General features: G+C 64.8%; 16 protein-coding genes. 8 read left to right on the top strand and 8 right to left on the bottom strand.

The window, feature by feature from the left end; all coding sequences use genetic code 11:
• Nucleotides 1-13: 13 nt before the first annotated feature.
• The 8 genes from J2T21_RS03130 to J2T21_RS03100 form a co-directional block, all read right to left on the bottom strand.
• A complete protein-coding gene (locus J2T21_RS03130; protein ID WP_307578399.1) occupies nt 14-967 on the bottom strand; it encodes an acyl-CoA thioesterase in 954 nt (317 codons plus the stop codon).
• A 162-nt stretch (nt 968-1,129) separates the two neighbouring features.
• Nucleotides 1,130-1,684 (bottom strand): NAD(P)H-dependent oxidoreductase, encoded by a 555-nt coding sequence (locus J2T21_RS03125; protein WP_307578397.1) that lies wholly within the window; start codon nt 1,682-1,684, stop codon nt 1,130-1,132.
• Nucleotides 1,685-1,767: 83 nt separating this feature from the next.
• The gene (locus J2T21_RS03120; RefSeq protein ID WP_307578395.1) at nt 1,768-3,015 is read right to left on the bottom strand and encodes a class I SAM-dependent methyltransferase; all 1,248 of its coding nucleotides are present in this window, start codon (nt 3,013-3,015) and stop codon (nt 1,768-1,770) included.
• 95 nt (nt 3,016-3,110) lie between these two features.
• Entirely contained in the window at nt 3,111-3,512 is a 402-nt protein-coding gene (locus J2T21_RS03115; protein ID WP_307578393.1) for a TnpV protein, read from the bottom strand.
• A 32-nt stretch (nt 3,513-3,544) separates the two neighbouring features.
• On the bottom strand, nt 3,545-4,228 hold the full coding sequence (locus tag J2T21_RS03110) for a recombinase family protein (RefSeq protein WP_307578391.1): 684 nt from the start codon (nt 4,226-4,228) through the stop codon (nt 3,545-3,547).
• A gap of 995 nt (nt 4,229-5,223) precedes the next feature.
• Nucleotides 5,224-5,595: a hypothetical protein gene (locus J2T21_RS03105; RefSeq protein ID WP_307578389.1), complete on the bottom strand. Its 372-nt coding sequence runs from the start codon at nt 5,593-5,595 to the stop codon at nt 5,224-5,226.
• The gene (locus tag J2T21_RS20820) at nt 5,596-5,991 is read right to left on the bottom strand and encodes a J domain-containing protein (RefSeq protein ID WP_373457882.1); all 396 of its coding nucleotides are present in this window, start codon (nt 5,989-5,991) and stop codon (nt 5,596-5,598) included.
• A gap of 245 nt (nt 5,992-6,236) precedes the next feature.
• Nucleotides 6,237-6,659 (bottom strand): Hsp20/alpha crystallin family protein, encoded by a 423-nt coding sequence (locus tag J2T21_RS03100; protein ID WP_307578386.1) that lies wholly within the window; start codon nt 6,657-6,659, stop codon nt 6,237-6,239.
• Nucleotides 6,660-6,776: 117 nt separating this feature from the next.
• On the opposite strand from J2T21_RS03100, the gene J2T21_RS03095 reads away from it, so the two are divergent.
• The 8 genes from J2T21_RS03095 (at nt 6,777) to J2T21_RS03060 (ending at nt 13,550) form a co-directional block, all read left to right on the top strand.
• Nucleotides 6,777-7,112, top strand: coding sequence for a MerR family transcriptional regulator (locus J2T21_RS03095; RefSeq protein WP_307578384.1), 336 nt, complete (start codon nt 6,777-6,779; stop codon nt 7,110-7,112).
• Nucleotides 7,113-7,183: 71 nt separating this feature from the next.
• On the top strand, nt 7,184-7,411 hold the full coding sequence (locus J2T21_RS03090; RefSeq protein ID WP_307578382.1) for a hypothetical protein: 228 nt from the start codon (nt 7,184-7,186) through the stop codon (nt 7,409-7,411).
• A 203-nt stretch (nt 7,412-7,614) separates the two neighbouring features.
• Nucleotides 7,615-8,187 (top strand): alpha/beta hydrolase fold domain-containing protein, encoded by a 573-nt coding sequence (locus tag J2T21_RS20815; RefSeq protein ID WP_373457881.1) that lies wholly within the window; start codon nt 7,615-7,617, stop codon nt 8,185-8,187.
• Nucleotides 8,187-8,555: an alpha/beta hydrolase gene (locus J2T21_RS03080; protein ID WP_307578377.1), complete on the top strand. Its 369-nt coding sequence runs from the start codon at nt 8,187-8,189 to the stop codon at nt 8,553-8,555. The genes J2T21_RS20815 and J2T21_RS03080 overlap by 1 nt, the downstream gene beginning before the upstream one ends.
• An 85-nt stretch (nt 8,556-8,640) precedes the next feature.
• Nucleotides 8,641-8,865, top strand: coding sequence for a helix-turn-helix domain-containing protein (locus J2T21_RS03075; RefSeq protein ID WP_307578375.1), 225 nt, complete (start codon nt 8,641-8,643; stop codon nt 8,863-8,865).
• 385 nt (nt 8,866-9,250) lie between these two features.
• Nucleotides 9,251-9,685, top strand: coding sequence for an Hsp20/alpha crystallin family protein (locus tag J2T21_RS03070; protein WP_307578373.1), 435 nt, complete (start codon nt 9,251-9,253; stop codon nt 9,683-9,685).
• A 1,463-nt stretch (nt 9,686-11,148) separates the two neighbouring features.
• Nucleotides 11,149-11,733: an SOUL family heme-binding protein gene (locus tag J2T21_RS03065; protein WP_307578371.1), complete on the top strand. Its 585-nt coding sequence runs from the start codon at nt 11,149-11,151 to the stop codon at nt 11,731-11,733.
• Between the two features lie 626 nt (nt 11,734-12,359).
• Complete coding sequence (locus J2T21_RS03060; RefSeq protein ID WP_307578369.1) at nt 12,360-13,550, top strand: AI-2E family transporter; 1,191 nt, start codon at nt 12,360-12,362, stop codon at nt 13,548-13,550.
• Nucleotides 13,551-14,089 lie beyond the last annotated feature (539 nt).

The following is a 14,089-nucleotide window of genomic DNA, read 5'->3' as shown; positions in this document are numbered from 1 at the left end:
CGCAACCGGGCCTTCAGTAGACGCGCGCCGTGGCGAACCGCAGCGGGCTCAGCTCCGCGCGCCGCCGGACGAGGTCCACGGCGTGGGCGTCCAGGCGCCTGTCCTCCGCGTTGGCGGGCACCAGCTGCCGCACCCCGGAGGCCCGCCCGGACTCATCGCGGGTGACGAAGATGGTCATGCACTGCGTCGTGTCACGCCACTGGGTCTCGCGCGGGTCCCGCGCCCGCACATGCACGGCGATGTGCATGGAGTGCGGGCCGGTGTGGATCAGCCTGGCCTCGAGCTCGACGATGTCGCCGATGTGGATGGGGTTCGTGAAGTGGATGCCTCCCGAGTAGACGGCCACCGCATCCGTGCCGCACCAGCCCATGGCACATGCCCGTGCGACCTCGTCGATCCAGCGCATGACGATCCCGCCGTGCGCGTTCCCGCCCCAGTTCACGTCGCCGGGCGAGGCCAGGAACCGGAACCTCTCCCGCGGCGCGGTGCCCGCCTCCGTGTATTCCTGGGCCCGCATGGCTTCGCGGATCTCGGCACGCGCGGCAACGCGGTCCGCGGCCCCCTGGGCCAGCTGGGCGGCTTCGGCGTCGGCCGGCTCCCACGGCGGGACGGCCTTGGCGCGGCGGTTCTCGTCCATCGCCACGAAAACCAGGATGCAGTCCATGGCCGGCTTGAAGATCCGTTCGCGCACGTCGGCGGCGTCGACCGTGACCACCACCTGCATGCTGCTGCGCCCGGTGTGCACGATCCGGGCGGTGACCTCGATCAGGTCGCCGTTCTCGATGGGCCTGGTGAAGTGCACGTTCCCGACGTAGGCGGTGACGCAGTACCCGCCGGAGTAGCCCACGGCGCAGGCGTACCCGGCCTTGTCGATCCATTCGAGCACCCGCCCTGCCTGGACCGTGGTGCCGTCCTCGGAAACGTCCGTCGGGGCGGCCAGGAAGCGCAGCGTCATCACATCGTTCATGGGGTTCATCCTAACCAGCGGCCCGGGAACCGGCCCCACGGTTACATGCCCTGGGCCCGGGCAAGGGCCTCGCCGAAGACAGCCGTGGCGGGCACCTTGGGAAATGGTGCCCGCCACGCGCCATGCATCGACCCCTTGCGGGTCAACGCGGGAAATCGGAAATCAGTTGCTTTCGGCCACCGCGCGGATGCCCTCAAGCACGGCTGCGACCTGGCTGGCGACCTCTGCGTCGTCCTTCGGGTGGAGATCTGCGAAGCGGACGACCGAGTTCGGGATCGACAGCTTGACGTCCTCCAGGACGTTGGCGCCGGCGATGTTCAGTGCCTTGCGGGCCTCGTCCTGGGCCCAGACCCCGCCGTACTGGCCAAAGGCGGTGCCGATGACAGCTGCGGGCATGTCCTTGGCAACGCTGTTGCCGAAGGGACGGGAGAGCCAGTCGATGGCGTTCTTCAGGACGGCGGGCATGGTGCCGTTGTATTCCGGGGAGACCAGCAGCAGTGCGTCTGCTGCACCCGCGGCGGCGCGCAATTCAAGTGCCGCGGCCGGAACCTGGCCCTCGATGTCCTGGTCCTCGTTGTAGAACGGGATGTTCTCCAGGCCGGCGAAGACGTTGACCTCGACGCCTTCCGGTGCGTTCAGGGCCGTGGCTTCAGCCAGCTGGCGGTTGGTCGAGCCGTTGCGCAATGAACCGACGAGGGTAAGGACTGTGGTTGCCATGAAGGAATTCTCCTGTTGTTCGGGAATGACTGTAGTTTCACCCACTTTCAACTGCGGAGTAGGTCTCCCGATTCCCGACACCACTATGACAAGCGGCACATGCCCATCGCTGCGCGACATCTTCTCCGCCCGATTCGTCCGCAACCCAGGAGTGAGCGCAGTTCGGTCTGTTGGGTGGCCGGGACTGTCAGCGGCTCGGCGACCTTGTTGGTGCTGACCTGGGTGAAGGTTCCATCCTCGAGCGCGGCGATGTGTCCGACCTGTTCGCTGGCGGGCGCCTGCGGCATCCGGGCTGCGGCTTGCACCTCGGCGGTGCGCGGGTCTTCGCCCATTCCGCGGCCTGCGGCCACGGCGGTGGTGGCAATCTTCTGCAACTGCTCATGCAGCCGTGTGGGGACTGCTTTCAGGTCATCGGTCCGCACGTTCACGGTGGCGTTGCCGTACATGCCGTTGCCTACCTCGATCTCCCCCAGGAGCTTGTCCGGGTTCTGGGTGAAGTAGTCATTGATGCGTGCTTCGGCCCCGGAAGCGGTGGCGACGGGACGTGTTTCCAACCAGGCGGCGTTCCCTGGTTCTTCTCCCGGCAGGCGGCGACGGAAGACCAGGACATCGGTCAACGCGTCCGTGCCGGCCGCCCTGCGGTGTGCCCCGTTGGGCAGGCGCACCGCACCAAGAAGATCCGCATTTTCGTAGATTTCCCGCCTCGCGGCCGGATTCTGTGCATCCAGGGTGAAGGCCGAGGAAATCACCGCGACCACACCGCCGGGGCGGGTGAGGTCCAGGGACTTGATGATGAAGTGGTTGTGCATCGAGTGCCGGCCCTGGTTGTGGGTCGTATCGTGCAAGATGTTCCGGCCAAAGGGCACGTTGCCCACCGTGGCATCGAAACGTGCCGAACCGAACTGCGAGTCCGCAAAGGACTCGGTACGGATCGTGGCTCCTGGGTACAAAGCTTGGGAAATACCTGCGGTGATGGGGTCCAGCTCCACCCCGGTCATGGTGGCTCCCTCCGGTGCCAAACCAATGAAGGTGCCAGCACCGGACCCTGGCTCCAAAACATTGCCGCCCTCGAAGCCGAGAGTTTGCAGGGTCTGCCAGATCTCGGTAGCCAGTGCCGGGTCGGTGTAGTGGGCATTGATGACCGTGCGGTTCGCCGCCCGGTATTCGGCCTCGGTGAGGAGTTCGCGCAACTCTGCGCGATCCTCGGCATATTCGGGGCGGTTTTCGTCAAAGACTTCTGCCACCCCGGTGGCTCCCCAGCTGCCCCACCGGGCCAGGATTTCCTTCTCCGATGCGCTGGCCTCACGCTCGGCCTCTTGTAGCCCGCGCAAGGTGCGCAAGGCTTCAAGGTTGGCGCGGAACCGCGCCCTGGCGCCCGAGGGTGCCAAGGCATCCTGGTTGACTGGAATGAACCGTGAGAGCGTTTCTACTGGTTCAGGTCGTGTCCCATCTCTTCCTGGTGCAATTCCTCCAGGGTCTCGCGGTGAAGCCGGTTCACTTCCTTCATGTATTCCAGATAGACGCCCATCGTGCTCGGTTCCTCGTCCTCGTCCGGCTCCTCCTCCAAGTCCTCCGGCTGTGGGGTCAACATCTCGACCCTCACGATTTCCTCCGCCTGCATCTTCGCCGCCGTCAACCGGCCAACTTTCTCCAGGTAGGTTTCCCCCGGCGTATCGCGTCCAGCGATCTGCACCTGCAGACTGTCCACGCTGTTCTCCGCCTCGACCCCCAGGTTCGTGAACCACGTCTCCGGGTCCACGATCGACTCGTACTGGCTCGGGGCCAGGGTCTTCCACGCGTTCTGTGCGAACGTGCCGTATGTGTTCATCACGAACCTCCTCGGGTTCTGGAAAGAGAAAATCATCCAGGGATACTTGGCCCTGGACCTGGGTTTTGCGCGCTCTGGCCACGTGTCGGCTCCCGGGGTGAGATTGCTGGTTTCTTACCAGCGTAGCCATCCCCGGCCAGCCCATCCTGGCGCAGCGCACGAATGATCGTTGACCGGCTGACCTTGAACTTCTCCGCAATGCGGTCCAACGACCATTCCTCGTCCTCCCTCAGCCGGTGTGCTTCGCGCACCTCGTGAGGTTGCAAGCGTGGCGGCCGGCCTCCCTTGCCCTCGGCCGCGGCCAATCCGGCCATGGTGCGTTCGCGGATCAGTTCGCGTTCCATCTTGGCCACGTCAGCAATGACGCTGATCATCGTTTGTCCCTGCATCGTGGTGGTGTCGATGCCTTCGGCCAGGGAGCGGAAGTTGATCTCGCGTTCCTTGAGCGTGTCGAGCAGTTCGGCCAGGCCGCGCACGGTGCGGCCCAGGCGATCCAGTGTGGTGACCACCAGGGTGTTTCCCGGTTGCAGGGCACGTATGCAGGCTTCCAGCTCGGGGCGCGCCATGGTGGCCCCGGACTTGCCCTGGTCCGCGTACACGTCGTAGCAGCCTGCGGCGATGAGCTGCTGGTGTTGGCTCTCCCGGTTTTGGTCCTTGGTGCTGATGCGTGCGTACCCGAGCGAGACCCCCTCGGGGACCATGCGCGGTTCTTCCACGCCGTCCAGTCTTTCCGGCCGATCCATGCTGTATTCCCCCTCGGTGGGCTTGGACCCGTTTCAGGGTCGTGGGCCCACTATACATGTTTCGTACTTGGTTTCTGACTAAATTGTTGATCTGTTTTTCATGGAACCGCGAGAGCGAAGCTTGGTCCCGCTGCACACTCGTGGTCAATGCCAAATAACCCGGTCCCTTAACAGGGGGCCGGGCGGAAGCGTCTTGAGCCACGGGGAACTACGGCGAAACCCCTGACGATGGTGAGCGTGTGCACGATCGCCGGCAGTGGCAGGCGGGATTCAGGGCGGAACGTGACCTGGCGGTGGTGCTCACGCGGTCGGTTGGGTCCCGGCGTCCACATGTGTGCGGGAAAAGACCGAACGAAATATCTTTTGTCGTACCCCTGTGGTCGCGGGGCTAGGCACGGATTTAAGGGACAGCCCCCACGGCCGCACACCTTGGGGGAAAGCGCGGACGCGGGGGCTGGTTATCCCGCCCGGCGGCCTCTTGGGGGACGGCGCTTCCGGGCGAACGCCCTACATTACGCACTGACCCGAGCGAGTGCAAAAGTCGCGTTCGAGCAGGCCTGCATTCGGCGGTACGTCGTGGAGGTACGACTCCCGGGATTGGAAGCGGTCCCGCGCGCGGGGAACCGTCAGGGGGTTCGTAGGTCACTCGGTGGCGGAAGGCCCCTCTATGCCAGAGGGGCCTTCAACGAATGGGGTGGTCTGTCTCGGTTTGGGTTTAGCTTAACGGCGACGTATTCCTCCCCTCTTGGCTTGTGAAAGCCATCAACGGATGCAAGTAGAAATAGGCTAATAATGGGTGCCGCACCCTGTCAAACCCAACCCTGGGCAGTCGTTCCGTGGCTGAATATGGCGGGTGTCAAGAGGATCTTCCCTGGCGGAACCCTCGTGTACCGTGACCGAAGATTGATCTTTTCAAGACACCTCCGACGGCTCAGCAGGGACGGGCCGTCGGATCCCAGAGCTGCGGATCACAGCGGATTGGCACCCTCGATGAACTCCGTGGCATGCTTGAGGGCCTTCTTGAAGGCGTCATTGCGCAGCCTGATGCTCTCCAGCTGTCCGGATTCGAGATAGCCGGTGGCCCCGGGACGCAGCAACCAGATGTCCCCGGCCGGGGGCAGGTAGAACATGGCGAAGGACCGGTGGGCCTCATCTTCCGTCCAGATCGGGACCACCGCCAGCGCGGCCCCGGTATCGATGTTGATCCACTGGGCCCGAGGCATGGGTTGCTCGAGGACTTCCGGGTCCAAAAACGGTGCGCTGCCCTTCCCCCAACGCTTCTCGAAGCGTTCGTGGAAGGTCGGCAGCAGCGGTGAATCGTAGCGTCGCCATGCATTCATTTAGATGCTCCTCCTGGTCGGGGGATCCCACCGCAGTGGGGAAACACTCAAGGATTCTCCGCCACCCGGCCTCGAACCCGGGGATGAGGCCGGACGGAAGGGGGCAGCGGAAGGCTGAGGGATCGGGGGAAGCACCGGGTGGGGGTGGTGTTCCCTGTCGTAGCGGGCACGCCGGATTGGATCGGCCAGGACCGCATGGGCCTCCATGGCCCGTTGAAGCAGAACGGCATGCTGGTTTGCGTCCTCCACCGATTCCGGTGGATGGCGGGTGTCGGGGTGGTGGCGGCGCAACAGGGACCGGTAAGCCCGGGCAATGGCCCCGGGGGAGGCTTGGGGATCCAGGCCCAACACCGAATAGTAATCAGGAAATCCGCCCACCGTACGTTGCACTTCCATTCCGGCACTTCAGGCTCCGGCAGTGCCGGGCACTGCCTTGGTGGCCACTAGTGAAAGCCGTTGGCCCGGGCGCCATGGCCCGGGCCAACGGTGCCGAAAACATTCCGTGGGGGCCGTCCTTGATCGCGCCTTCGGGCGCAATGGCGGGCCACGACGGCTCACGCCCATTTCCCAAAAGGTGGGCGGCCGCCGGACGCTTCCGGCGTTGCGGGGGACACCAAAGGCATCTCCCGCTTCCCGGTCGCCTAGGCGTCTAGCGCCTGGCGATCGGTGTCTGTGGAGGTGATTTCGATCTTGCGCGGCTTGGCCCTCTCGGCCACCGGGATCCGCAGGCGCAGCACCCCGGTGTCGTAGCTGGCCTCGATGTTCTCCGTATCCAGGTTCTCACCCAAGACAAGCTGTCGGCTGAACACACCCCGGGGCCGCTCCGAGGCAAGCATCTCCAGGTCCTTGTCCAAGGCCGGACGCTCCGCCTTGACGGTGACCACGTTGCGTTCCACATCCAGATTGATCGAATCCGGGCTGATGCCGGGCAAGTCGAACTCGACCTCAAACGTGTCGCCATCGCGCCACGCGTCCATGGTCATGGCCGCAGGGCGGGTTGCCGTCCCCAGAACCTGCTGGGCGATCCGGTCGAGATCACGGAACGGGTCTGTACGCATCAACATGGCTGGTGCACTCCTTCACAGTGTCAGTGAATGCCATATTCGGTTGGTTGCCCCCCACAATCTATATTGGTGGGTATAGTTTTTTTATAACACAGGCAGGGCGCCGGCGCAAGAAGCATGCGGCAGGAAATTTGGAAGGGACTCGTGATGTCTACCAGGGATACGAAGAGGCAGGGTGTATACGCGATTTCAGTGGCCGCGGAGTTGGTGGGAACGGGCCAGCAGAACCTCCGAATGTATGAGCGCAAGGGGCTGCTGGAACCGAGGCGCACCGAAGGCGGTACCCGGCTGTATAGCGATGCCGATGTGGCCAGGCTGCGGCGGATCGGCGAACTTCTGGCCTTGGGGCTCAACGTTGCGGGCATCGGGCTGGTCCTGGATTTGGAAGCGGAAAACGACTCCCTGCGAGGGGAACTCTCCCGCCGTCGCGCCGGATACGGCAAGGCCCCTTGAGCCGGCGCCCTGCAGGCCCTATCTTGGAATCCCCCCGAGACTTGGAATCCCACCACACCAGGAGGACGATCATGGGTGAAATTTTCGAACCACTGGATCCCGTCGATGCCCAGGCCCTTGCCGAAGAGACGATTAGTCCAGATGATGCCCGGGCGGTGCATGTCCCCGATCCCGAAACGGGTCAGGACAGTGAGCGGCTCGTGGTGCTCGAGAACCGGCGGGCGGGTGAAACCGAGCAGGAGCTGGATCCCGGCGAGAATCTGGACCTCGAGGACGACACGGATCCGGCACACCAGTAGAAGGTGGGCAGTAAGGACACAAAGCAGGACTTCGCCGGCGTTTTCCGGCGCCACCAGCTCGGTAGCCGCGGGCGTCGTGGACACCGCCATCCTTTCATCCCCGGAGGTTCCGTGGCCGGTCCTGCCAGCTGGATGATGCCGCCGCTTTGCCCGCATGGGGATAACGGCACCGGTTTGCCAGCCCGCAGGCCACCGCGGAACTCGTGGCGGTGCGCCGCCTGCGCCGCTGCGCCTACGGGCCACCTCGCCTGCTGCCCAGCGGCGTGGACATCGGGGTGGATGAGGGTGGCGGATGGCCCCTGGATGGGGTGCGAACCTTTCGCAGACCCAGCGCAGCACCGCATCGTCCATCTCCACGGGGGTGCGTGGATCAACCAAACATTCCCGCTCCACTGGCAACTGATCCTCAGGCTTGCCACGGACACCGGGTCCCGGGTTTTGGTCCCCAGCTACCCCTGGCCCCGCAAGGCACCGCCGCGAGCGTGGTCCCGCAGGTTGCCGACCTGCTCCGGCGCGTTGCCACCACCCACGGTGCGGGAAACGTTTCGGCGCTCGGCGATTCGGCCGGCGGCCGGATCCCCTTCTCCGCCGCATTGCTGCTGCGCGACCTCGGGGTGGCCCTGGTCCACACGGTGCTCATCTCCCCGGCACTTGATGTGAGCTCTCGCAACCCGGCCATCGACCTGCTGGAACCAAACGAGAAGTGGCTGGTCCGGCCCGGCCTCCGGGCCGCCGCGGACCTTGGCGCGATGGGCTCCGGTGGGAAGATCCGATAGTGAGCCTACTGTTCGGACAGATGGCCGGCCTCGGGCCGCTCACCGTGTTCGCCGGCACCCGCGACATCACCCACCCGGATTGCGGGCTCCTGGTTTCCAAGGCCCGTGCGGCCGGGGTGCACACCGAATTCCACCAAGCTCCGGGCATGGTCCACATCTACCCGCTGCTGCTCATCCCGGAGGGGCGTGCCGCCCGACGAACCATGGTCCGGCTCCTGGGCGAGCGGCCGTGGGTCCTGCCACCACCGGCGGGGGCAGGATTCCCCCGGCGCTTAGGACCCTACATTTACCGGGGTGCTCAGGCGGTGATGGGCGGCCGGGCGGGTGCGCAAAACCTTGAAGCGCCGCCGAATCCGTGCCTACCATGAGAACCCACACCGGGCCCCGGAACGGTGCGCTTGCCGGACCAGCCGTTCCTCCGGGGGATGACGGCCACATGGATTGAGGAATGAAATGTTCGAGCGACAGGACCCCGAGGACAACGACTACCTGAAGGTGGCCGAGGCCGCCGCAGCGATGCACCTGCCGCGGATGGCCGTCTACGAACTGGTGCACGAGGGCAAGCTGCCGGCAGTGAGCTTCGGCAAGTCATACCGGGTTCCCGCCCAAGCCGTGCAGGAGTACCTGGCCGCCGCCCGGCACCCGGAGGCACCTGCACCCCTGCACGCGCCGGCCTAGCCACGGGCGGCAAGCACCCGAACGGGGGCCGTTATGGTGGCCAGCAGCCGGGCACCGCAATGCAGCCCCTGCTCCGCCGGGGCGAAAAGTCCCGGGCCGCCCCTCCCCCGGCGGGCACGGCCCGATAGGGGAACGCCGCAGGGGATCGACGGGACAAATAAATCACTGGCCGCGGGGTCTCGGCGCGCGGGTGAGATGCCGCGCGCCATCGCATCCGGGGCCACATGGCCGGGGACCGCGGGATCGGGGACTGCCATGAGCGTGCCTTCAAACTTTTTCGGATCCCTCTTGCAGCATTCTATCCACGGTGCTATAAAAAATCTGTACCCGTTGGAACAGATCTGGCGGGGGCGGAAACAAGCAAGACGCACGAAGGAGAGGAACCATGTTGATGCGCACAGACCCGTTCCGCGAACTCGACAGGCTCGCCGAGCAGGTGTTCGGAACCAGTGCCCGGCCCTCCGCGATGAGCATGGACGCCTGGCGCGAGGGGGACGCCGTCCAGGTCGAATTCGACCTGCCGGGCGTGGACCCCGGCTCGATCGACCTGGATGTGGAGAACAACGTCGTGACGGTCAAGGCCGAACGCGGCGCCCTGAACGGCGAGGGCGATGACTCGAAGGAGATCCTCGCGGCCGAACGCCCCCGCGGGGTGTTCAGCCGGCAGCTGGTGCTGGGTGAGAACCTGGACACCGGGCACATCGAGGCCAGCTACGACACCGGGGTGCTGCGGCTGCGGATCCCGGTGGCTGAGCAGGCCAAGCCGCGCAAGATCGTCATCACCTCCAACGCGCAGGAACAGCACTCGATCAACGCCTAGGGAGGACGGTTTCCCCAAACGGGGACGGCATCTTCCCGGCCGTCTGGGCACAAGGGTGAGAGCCCCGCCGGGGCCCACCATGGCGCCGCACGCGCAATGCGAGGCCGGATCCCGATGTCGCTTCCCCCAGCGGTCCCCGCACCCCAGGGGTGCGGGGACCGCCCCGTGACGGAGCCCGGCCCGTCCCCCGGGGTCGCGGAAAGGGCCTCGCCATGAAGCCACCGGATCCATATGCGGTCCCGGGCTCCACCCGGACGCCCAAACATGCCCGGCACCCCCGCGCCGGAACCCGCGCCCTGGGACACCCAAGGGGACGCGACCTCCACGGCTCCCCCGGGAATCCCCACGGGACCGTGCTGCAAGCCGGCGAACTCGCCTGGTCGGGGGCCCAATCCTTCCAGCGGACCCCAAGAAAACCCCGGGAAATCCGAGGACTTGAACTTTCCGGGAAGTACTACTATATTCTTTGGCATGCGGGAAGAAGAGCAAATTGCCTCCCCCGATCGAGGAAGGTGCAGTTGCTTCCTTTGGGGGAAACCGCATAGCCGTACCCGGCCGTCGGACAGCTTGGGACGGCCACAGCAGTAAGCAGTGCCAGCAGTAAAGAAGTACCAGCAGTACCCAAAGGGCGTGGTCCTCGACAGCTTGAGACGACCACAGCAGTAATGCAGTAGCCGGAGGGCGTGGCCGTCGGACAGCTTGAGACGGCCACAGAAGTAAGCAGTACCAGCAACACCGGCACCATCAGCAGTACCAGCAGTAAAGAAGTACCAGCAACACCGGAAGTACCAGCAGTACCCGGCCGTCGGACAGCTTGAGACGGCCACAGCAGTAAGGCAGCACCCTATGGGGCGGGACAGTGATGGATCTGTATTCATCACTGGCCCGCCCTCTGCCGTTCTTGCCAAAGTTTGCGTCGCTCACCTGCTGTGCCCCATCATGGCAGAAACCGGAGCTGGCACTATCCCACTACTCACCCCGGGATCTGCCCGGGTGTTCCCCCGCCGCCCGCTGAAGTTTCCGCATAGGGTTCCCCCGTGCAACAGCAGGCACAGGCGTTCCCGGGGTTTAGGCTGCGAGATTTAACGTTGGAAACCCCCCTCCGGTAGCGCCGCATTTTGAGGATCGAATTCTGGAACGATGGGATCGGGTCATGTCGCCAATGCAGATGGCCCGGCGCGCAAGAGGGGCCTCACGAAGCCGACGTCTCATACGCTGGCATGCGGATCGCAGCGGCAAATGGGGTGCGATTCACCTACTCGGGTGCCGCCCACGGTGGCCAGCGCCACCGACAGGCTGCCGGCACCCAACCCGAACCAGCGCATTGGCCGGCATCCATTCCTGGTTGATTCAAAACCGAGACACCACTTTCGAGGCATTTCCTCCAGGGACGCGCTCTGCTTCCCGGGTTTGCTGTCCCTCGTGGGGATCCTCTTGCGCAAGTGGCGGAGTACCGTGGTGGCATGACCCGGCAACAGCCTTACCAAACCGTGCAAAGCTACGCTGATTTTGAGGTTCGCCGGTATCCCGAGCACCTGTTTGCCGAAGTCACTACCGCGGGGGGCTTTGAAGAGGCAGGAAACCGCGCGTTCCGGTACCTCTTTGCCTATATCAGTGGAGAGAACGAAGCCAGAGCGAAGGTCGCGATGACAGCGCCGGTAGTGCAGGATGTTGCGTCGGAAAAAATCTCGATGACCGCCCCGGTCCTGCAGCAGGGAATCGAGGCGCACGGAGAAACCGGCGCGTCGCCGACGTTCCGGGTTTCCTTCGTCTTGCCCGAAGGCTTCACGATCGAGAACGCACCGCGGCCATTGAACCAAAAGGTCCGCCTGCGGACGGTTCCGGAAAGCCTTGCCGCGGCGATCCGATTCAGCGGGCGCTGGAGCACCGGGAGCTACCAGCAGCATCTCCAGAAGCTGAGAATTGCTCTGCGTGCGGCCGGGCTTGAGCCGGTGGGCACCCCGCGTTTCGCCAGATTCGATCCCCCCTTCAAGCCATGGTTCATGCGTCACAACGAAATAGTCCTTGATCTCACCGATCCCCGCTGAGAAGGCGCAGACTAGCACCACTTGGCCACCCGGCGACCCCGCTTTCTTCAAGCGCCCGCTGACCGTGCTTTCTTCTGGGATGGGCAAATGAGAAACCGCCACCACGTTCACGTGCGGTAAAGGACCGCTGTCCAGCAACCATCGACGCCCGCCCAGCCATCTCCTGCCGGATCACAGGCCGGGACCCGCATTTCCACACCAACGACTCGGTAGCCCACAAAACCTGCAACTTGTTGCTCCCGTTTGTCGCGCATGCCGATCGGCTTACGGGCGAGTCTGGCTCTGCCGCTTTGACTCAGAAAACCTTCGACAACAACCGGCTAAGAGATTTTTCGGTAAGACGATTTTCTGGAACCAAATGTCTCCCGGAAGTCCGGCATGGTCAACTGTCAAGATCGGCCAGATCTTTTGTCTCGAAAGACTGTAGGTTTTCGAGACACCCCAATCGGCAGGTGCACGGACGCCGACATCGAGTTCCCTTCGACCGGTCGGGGCGGGCCGGCCGCAGTGGCGCCGATGTGGCCGGGTTTCCTGGCCCCATCCGGTAGGCGCTCGATCCTTGGTCGGTCGTCCATGAAGGAGCATGCTGGGAGCAACCAAAAACCATCAGCCAAGGGATGATTTCCATGAAAACCACCTCGACCGTCGGCGGTCTCCTACCGGGCCGCGGATTATGGGCCGACGGATTCGGCCGGGCCGCAACCCGCGCCGCGCAGTTCATTCTGGTCCTGATCGCCCTGTCCGTGGCCATCTACGGGCTGGTCCAGCTCAAACTCATTGTGATCCCCCTTATGGTGGCACTGATCCTGGCCGCCGCATTGAGTCCTGTGGTCGCGTTTTTGCGCGGCAAGGGCCTGCCCGGTGCGCTGGCGACCTGGATCACCTTCCTGGCCGCCATCCTCGTGCTGGGCGGCCTGGTGACCGGCATTGTGTTTGCCGTGCGCAGCGAATGGGACGAACTGGTCACGGCCGCCGGCGACGGGTTCGGGGAGCTGCAGAGGTTCATCGCTTCCGGACCGCTTCCCATTGACCAGGAGATGATCGACAGGGCCTCCGAAGCCGTGACCAGTTTTGCAACCAGCAGCCGATTCGGCGCCGGCGCGCTGGTGGGGATCTCGACGGCGGCCGAAGTCCTTACCGGGGCACTGCTTGGCGCCGTCGTGCTTTTTTACTTCCTGAAGGACGGTGGACGGATCTGGGACTTCTTCCTCCGGCCCTTTCCCGGCGCGATCCGAAACCGGCTTCGCTGCTCCGGGGCCAGGACCCTGGTTGTCCTGGGCCAGTACGTGCGGGGTACGGCGATCATAGCGCTGATCGAGGGTGTGGTCGTGGGCACGGCCCTGTTCATCCTGCGGGTGCCACTGGCACTTCCGCTGGCCGCCATTGTCTTTCTCGGCGCCTTCATCCCGATGGTCGGGGCGACGGTGGCCGGGATTCTTGCCGCCCTGGTTGCGTTGGTCGCCAACGGGCCCGTTGCGGCCCTGGTCGTCGTGGCCATCGTCGTCGGGATCAACCAGCTCGACGGCCACGTCCTGCAGCCGGTCGTGATGGGACGCTCGCTGCACCTGCACGGCCTGGTCATCCTCCTGGCGCTGGCCGCCGGCGTCATCCTCGCCGGACTTATCGGTGCCGTGCTGGCGGTGCCGCTGGCCGCGGTGACCTGGGCAATCATCCAGGTCTGGACCCAGCCGGACCCGGTGGCGGGGCTGGATGTGGCCGTCGGGGCAGGGCCCCCTCCTGGTCCGGCCGAAGCTGCAGGCCACCGACCGCAAGGCAGCGGTGGCCCCAAAAACCCGGAGGACGATCCCAGGCGTTGACTCCGGCGGGTTCTCCCCGGTCTCAACCCTGGGCCTGTGTCTGGGGTGTTCCGTTGCCGGCCGGGCGACACGGTACACGTCTGGACGGCCGGGTATTGGCGACCAGTAGCTCATGGCGGGCCCCAGCCGGGGTGCGCGGTCAACCCCGGAAGCGAGGTGAGCGGCCCCGGTGGTGGCCACTGACACGCCAACACCATCCCACGGGCCCTCCCGGAGACGCCGCACCGAGCCGTCTTCAGGCACGCCGGGCCCCGCGTGCGGTGTCCTGTTGCCCGACCGAGGTACGTCGGAAAAGGCCTAGCCACCCCGGAACAGACACATGTCACTGGAGGGCCACAACATCTCGCTGACGGTTCCCGGAATGCCAAACAGCGCAGTGAAAAAACGGCCATTTATCGTTGTCAGTCACAATTCAGCTGTCAGAATTTTGATGCTCGGGTGTCGGGGGGGGGGGGGCCCCCCCCCCCCCCCCCCCCCCCAAAAAAAAAAAAAAAAAAAAAAAAAAAATAAAAAAAAGGGATCAATATGTTTTGACGAGT

The sequence above is a fragment of the Paeniglutamicibacter psychrophenolicus genome (assembly GCF_030812255.1).
In the GTDB taxonomy this organism is placed as follows: Bacteria; Actinomycetota; Actinomycetes; order Actinomycetales; family Micrococcaceae; genus Paeniglutamicibacter; species Paeniglutamicibacter psychrophenolicus_A.
Note: the sequence above shows the minus strand (reverse complement) of the source record. Positions and strands in the feature narration are given on the sequence as shown.

Coding starts and splice junctions, on each gene's coding strand:
- J2T21_RS03130 (WP_307578399.1), bottom strand. CDS start 967: ATGAACGATGTGATGACGCTGCGCTTCCTGGCCGCCCCGACGGACGTT.
- J2T21_RS03125 (WP_307578397.1), bottom strand. CDS start 1,684: ATGGCAACCACAGTCCTTACCCTCGTCGGTTCATTGCGCAACGGCTCG.
- J2T21_RS03115 (WP_307578393.1), bottom strand. CDS start 3,512: ATGAACACATACGGCACGTTCGCACAGAACGCGTGGAAGACCCTGGCC.
- J2T21_RS03105 (WP_307578389.1), bottom strand. CDS start 5,595: ATGAATGCATGGCGACGCTACGATTCACCGCTGCTGCCGACCTTCCAC.
- J2T21_RS20820 (WP_373457882.1), bottom strand. CDS start 5,991: ATGGAAGTGCAACGTACGGTGGGCGGATTTCCTGATTACTATTCGGTG.
- J2T21_RS03100 (WP_307578386.1), bottom strand. CDS start 6,659: ATGTTGATGCGTACAGACCCGTTCCGTGATCTCGACCGGATCGCCCAG.
- J2T21_RS03095 (WP_307578384.1), top strand. CDS start 6,777: ATGCGGCAGGAAATTTGGAAGGGACTCGTGATGTCTACCAGGGATACG.
- J2T21_RS03090 (WP_307578382.1), top strand. CDS start 7,184: ATGGGTGAAATTTTCGAACCACTGGATCCCGTCGATGCCCAGGCCCTT.
- J2T21_RS03075 (WP_307578375.1), top strand. CDS start 8,641: ATGTTCGAGCGACAGGACCCCGAGGACAACGACTACCTGAAGGTGGCC.
- J2T21_RS03070 (WP_307578373.1), top strand. CDS start 9,251: ATGTTGATGCGCACAGACCCGTTCCGCGAACTCGACAGGCTCGCCGAG.
- J2T21_RS03065 (WP_307578371.1), top strand. CDS start 11,149: ATGACCCGGCAACAGCCTTACCAAACCGTGCAAAGCTACGCTGATTTT.
- J2T21_RS03060 (WP_307578369.1), top strand. CDS start 12,360: ATGAAAACCACCTCGACCGTCGGCGGTCTCCTACCGGGCCGCGGATTA.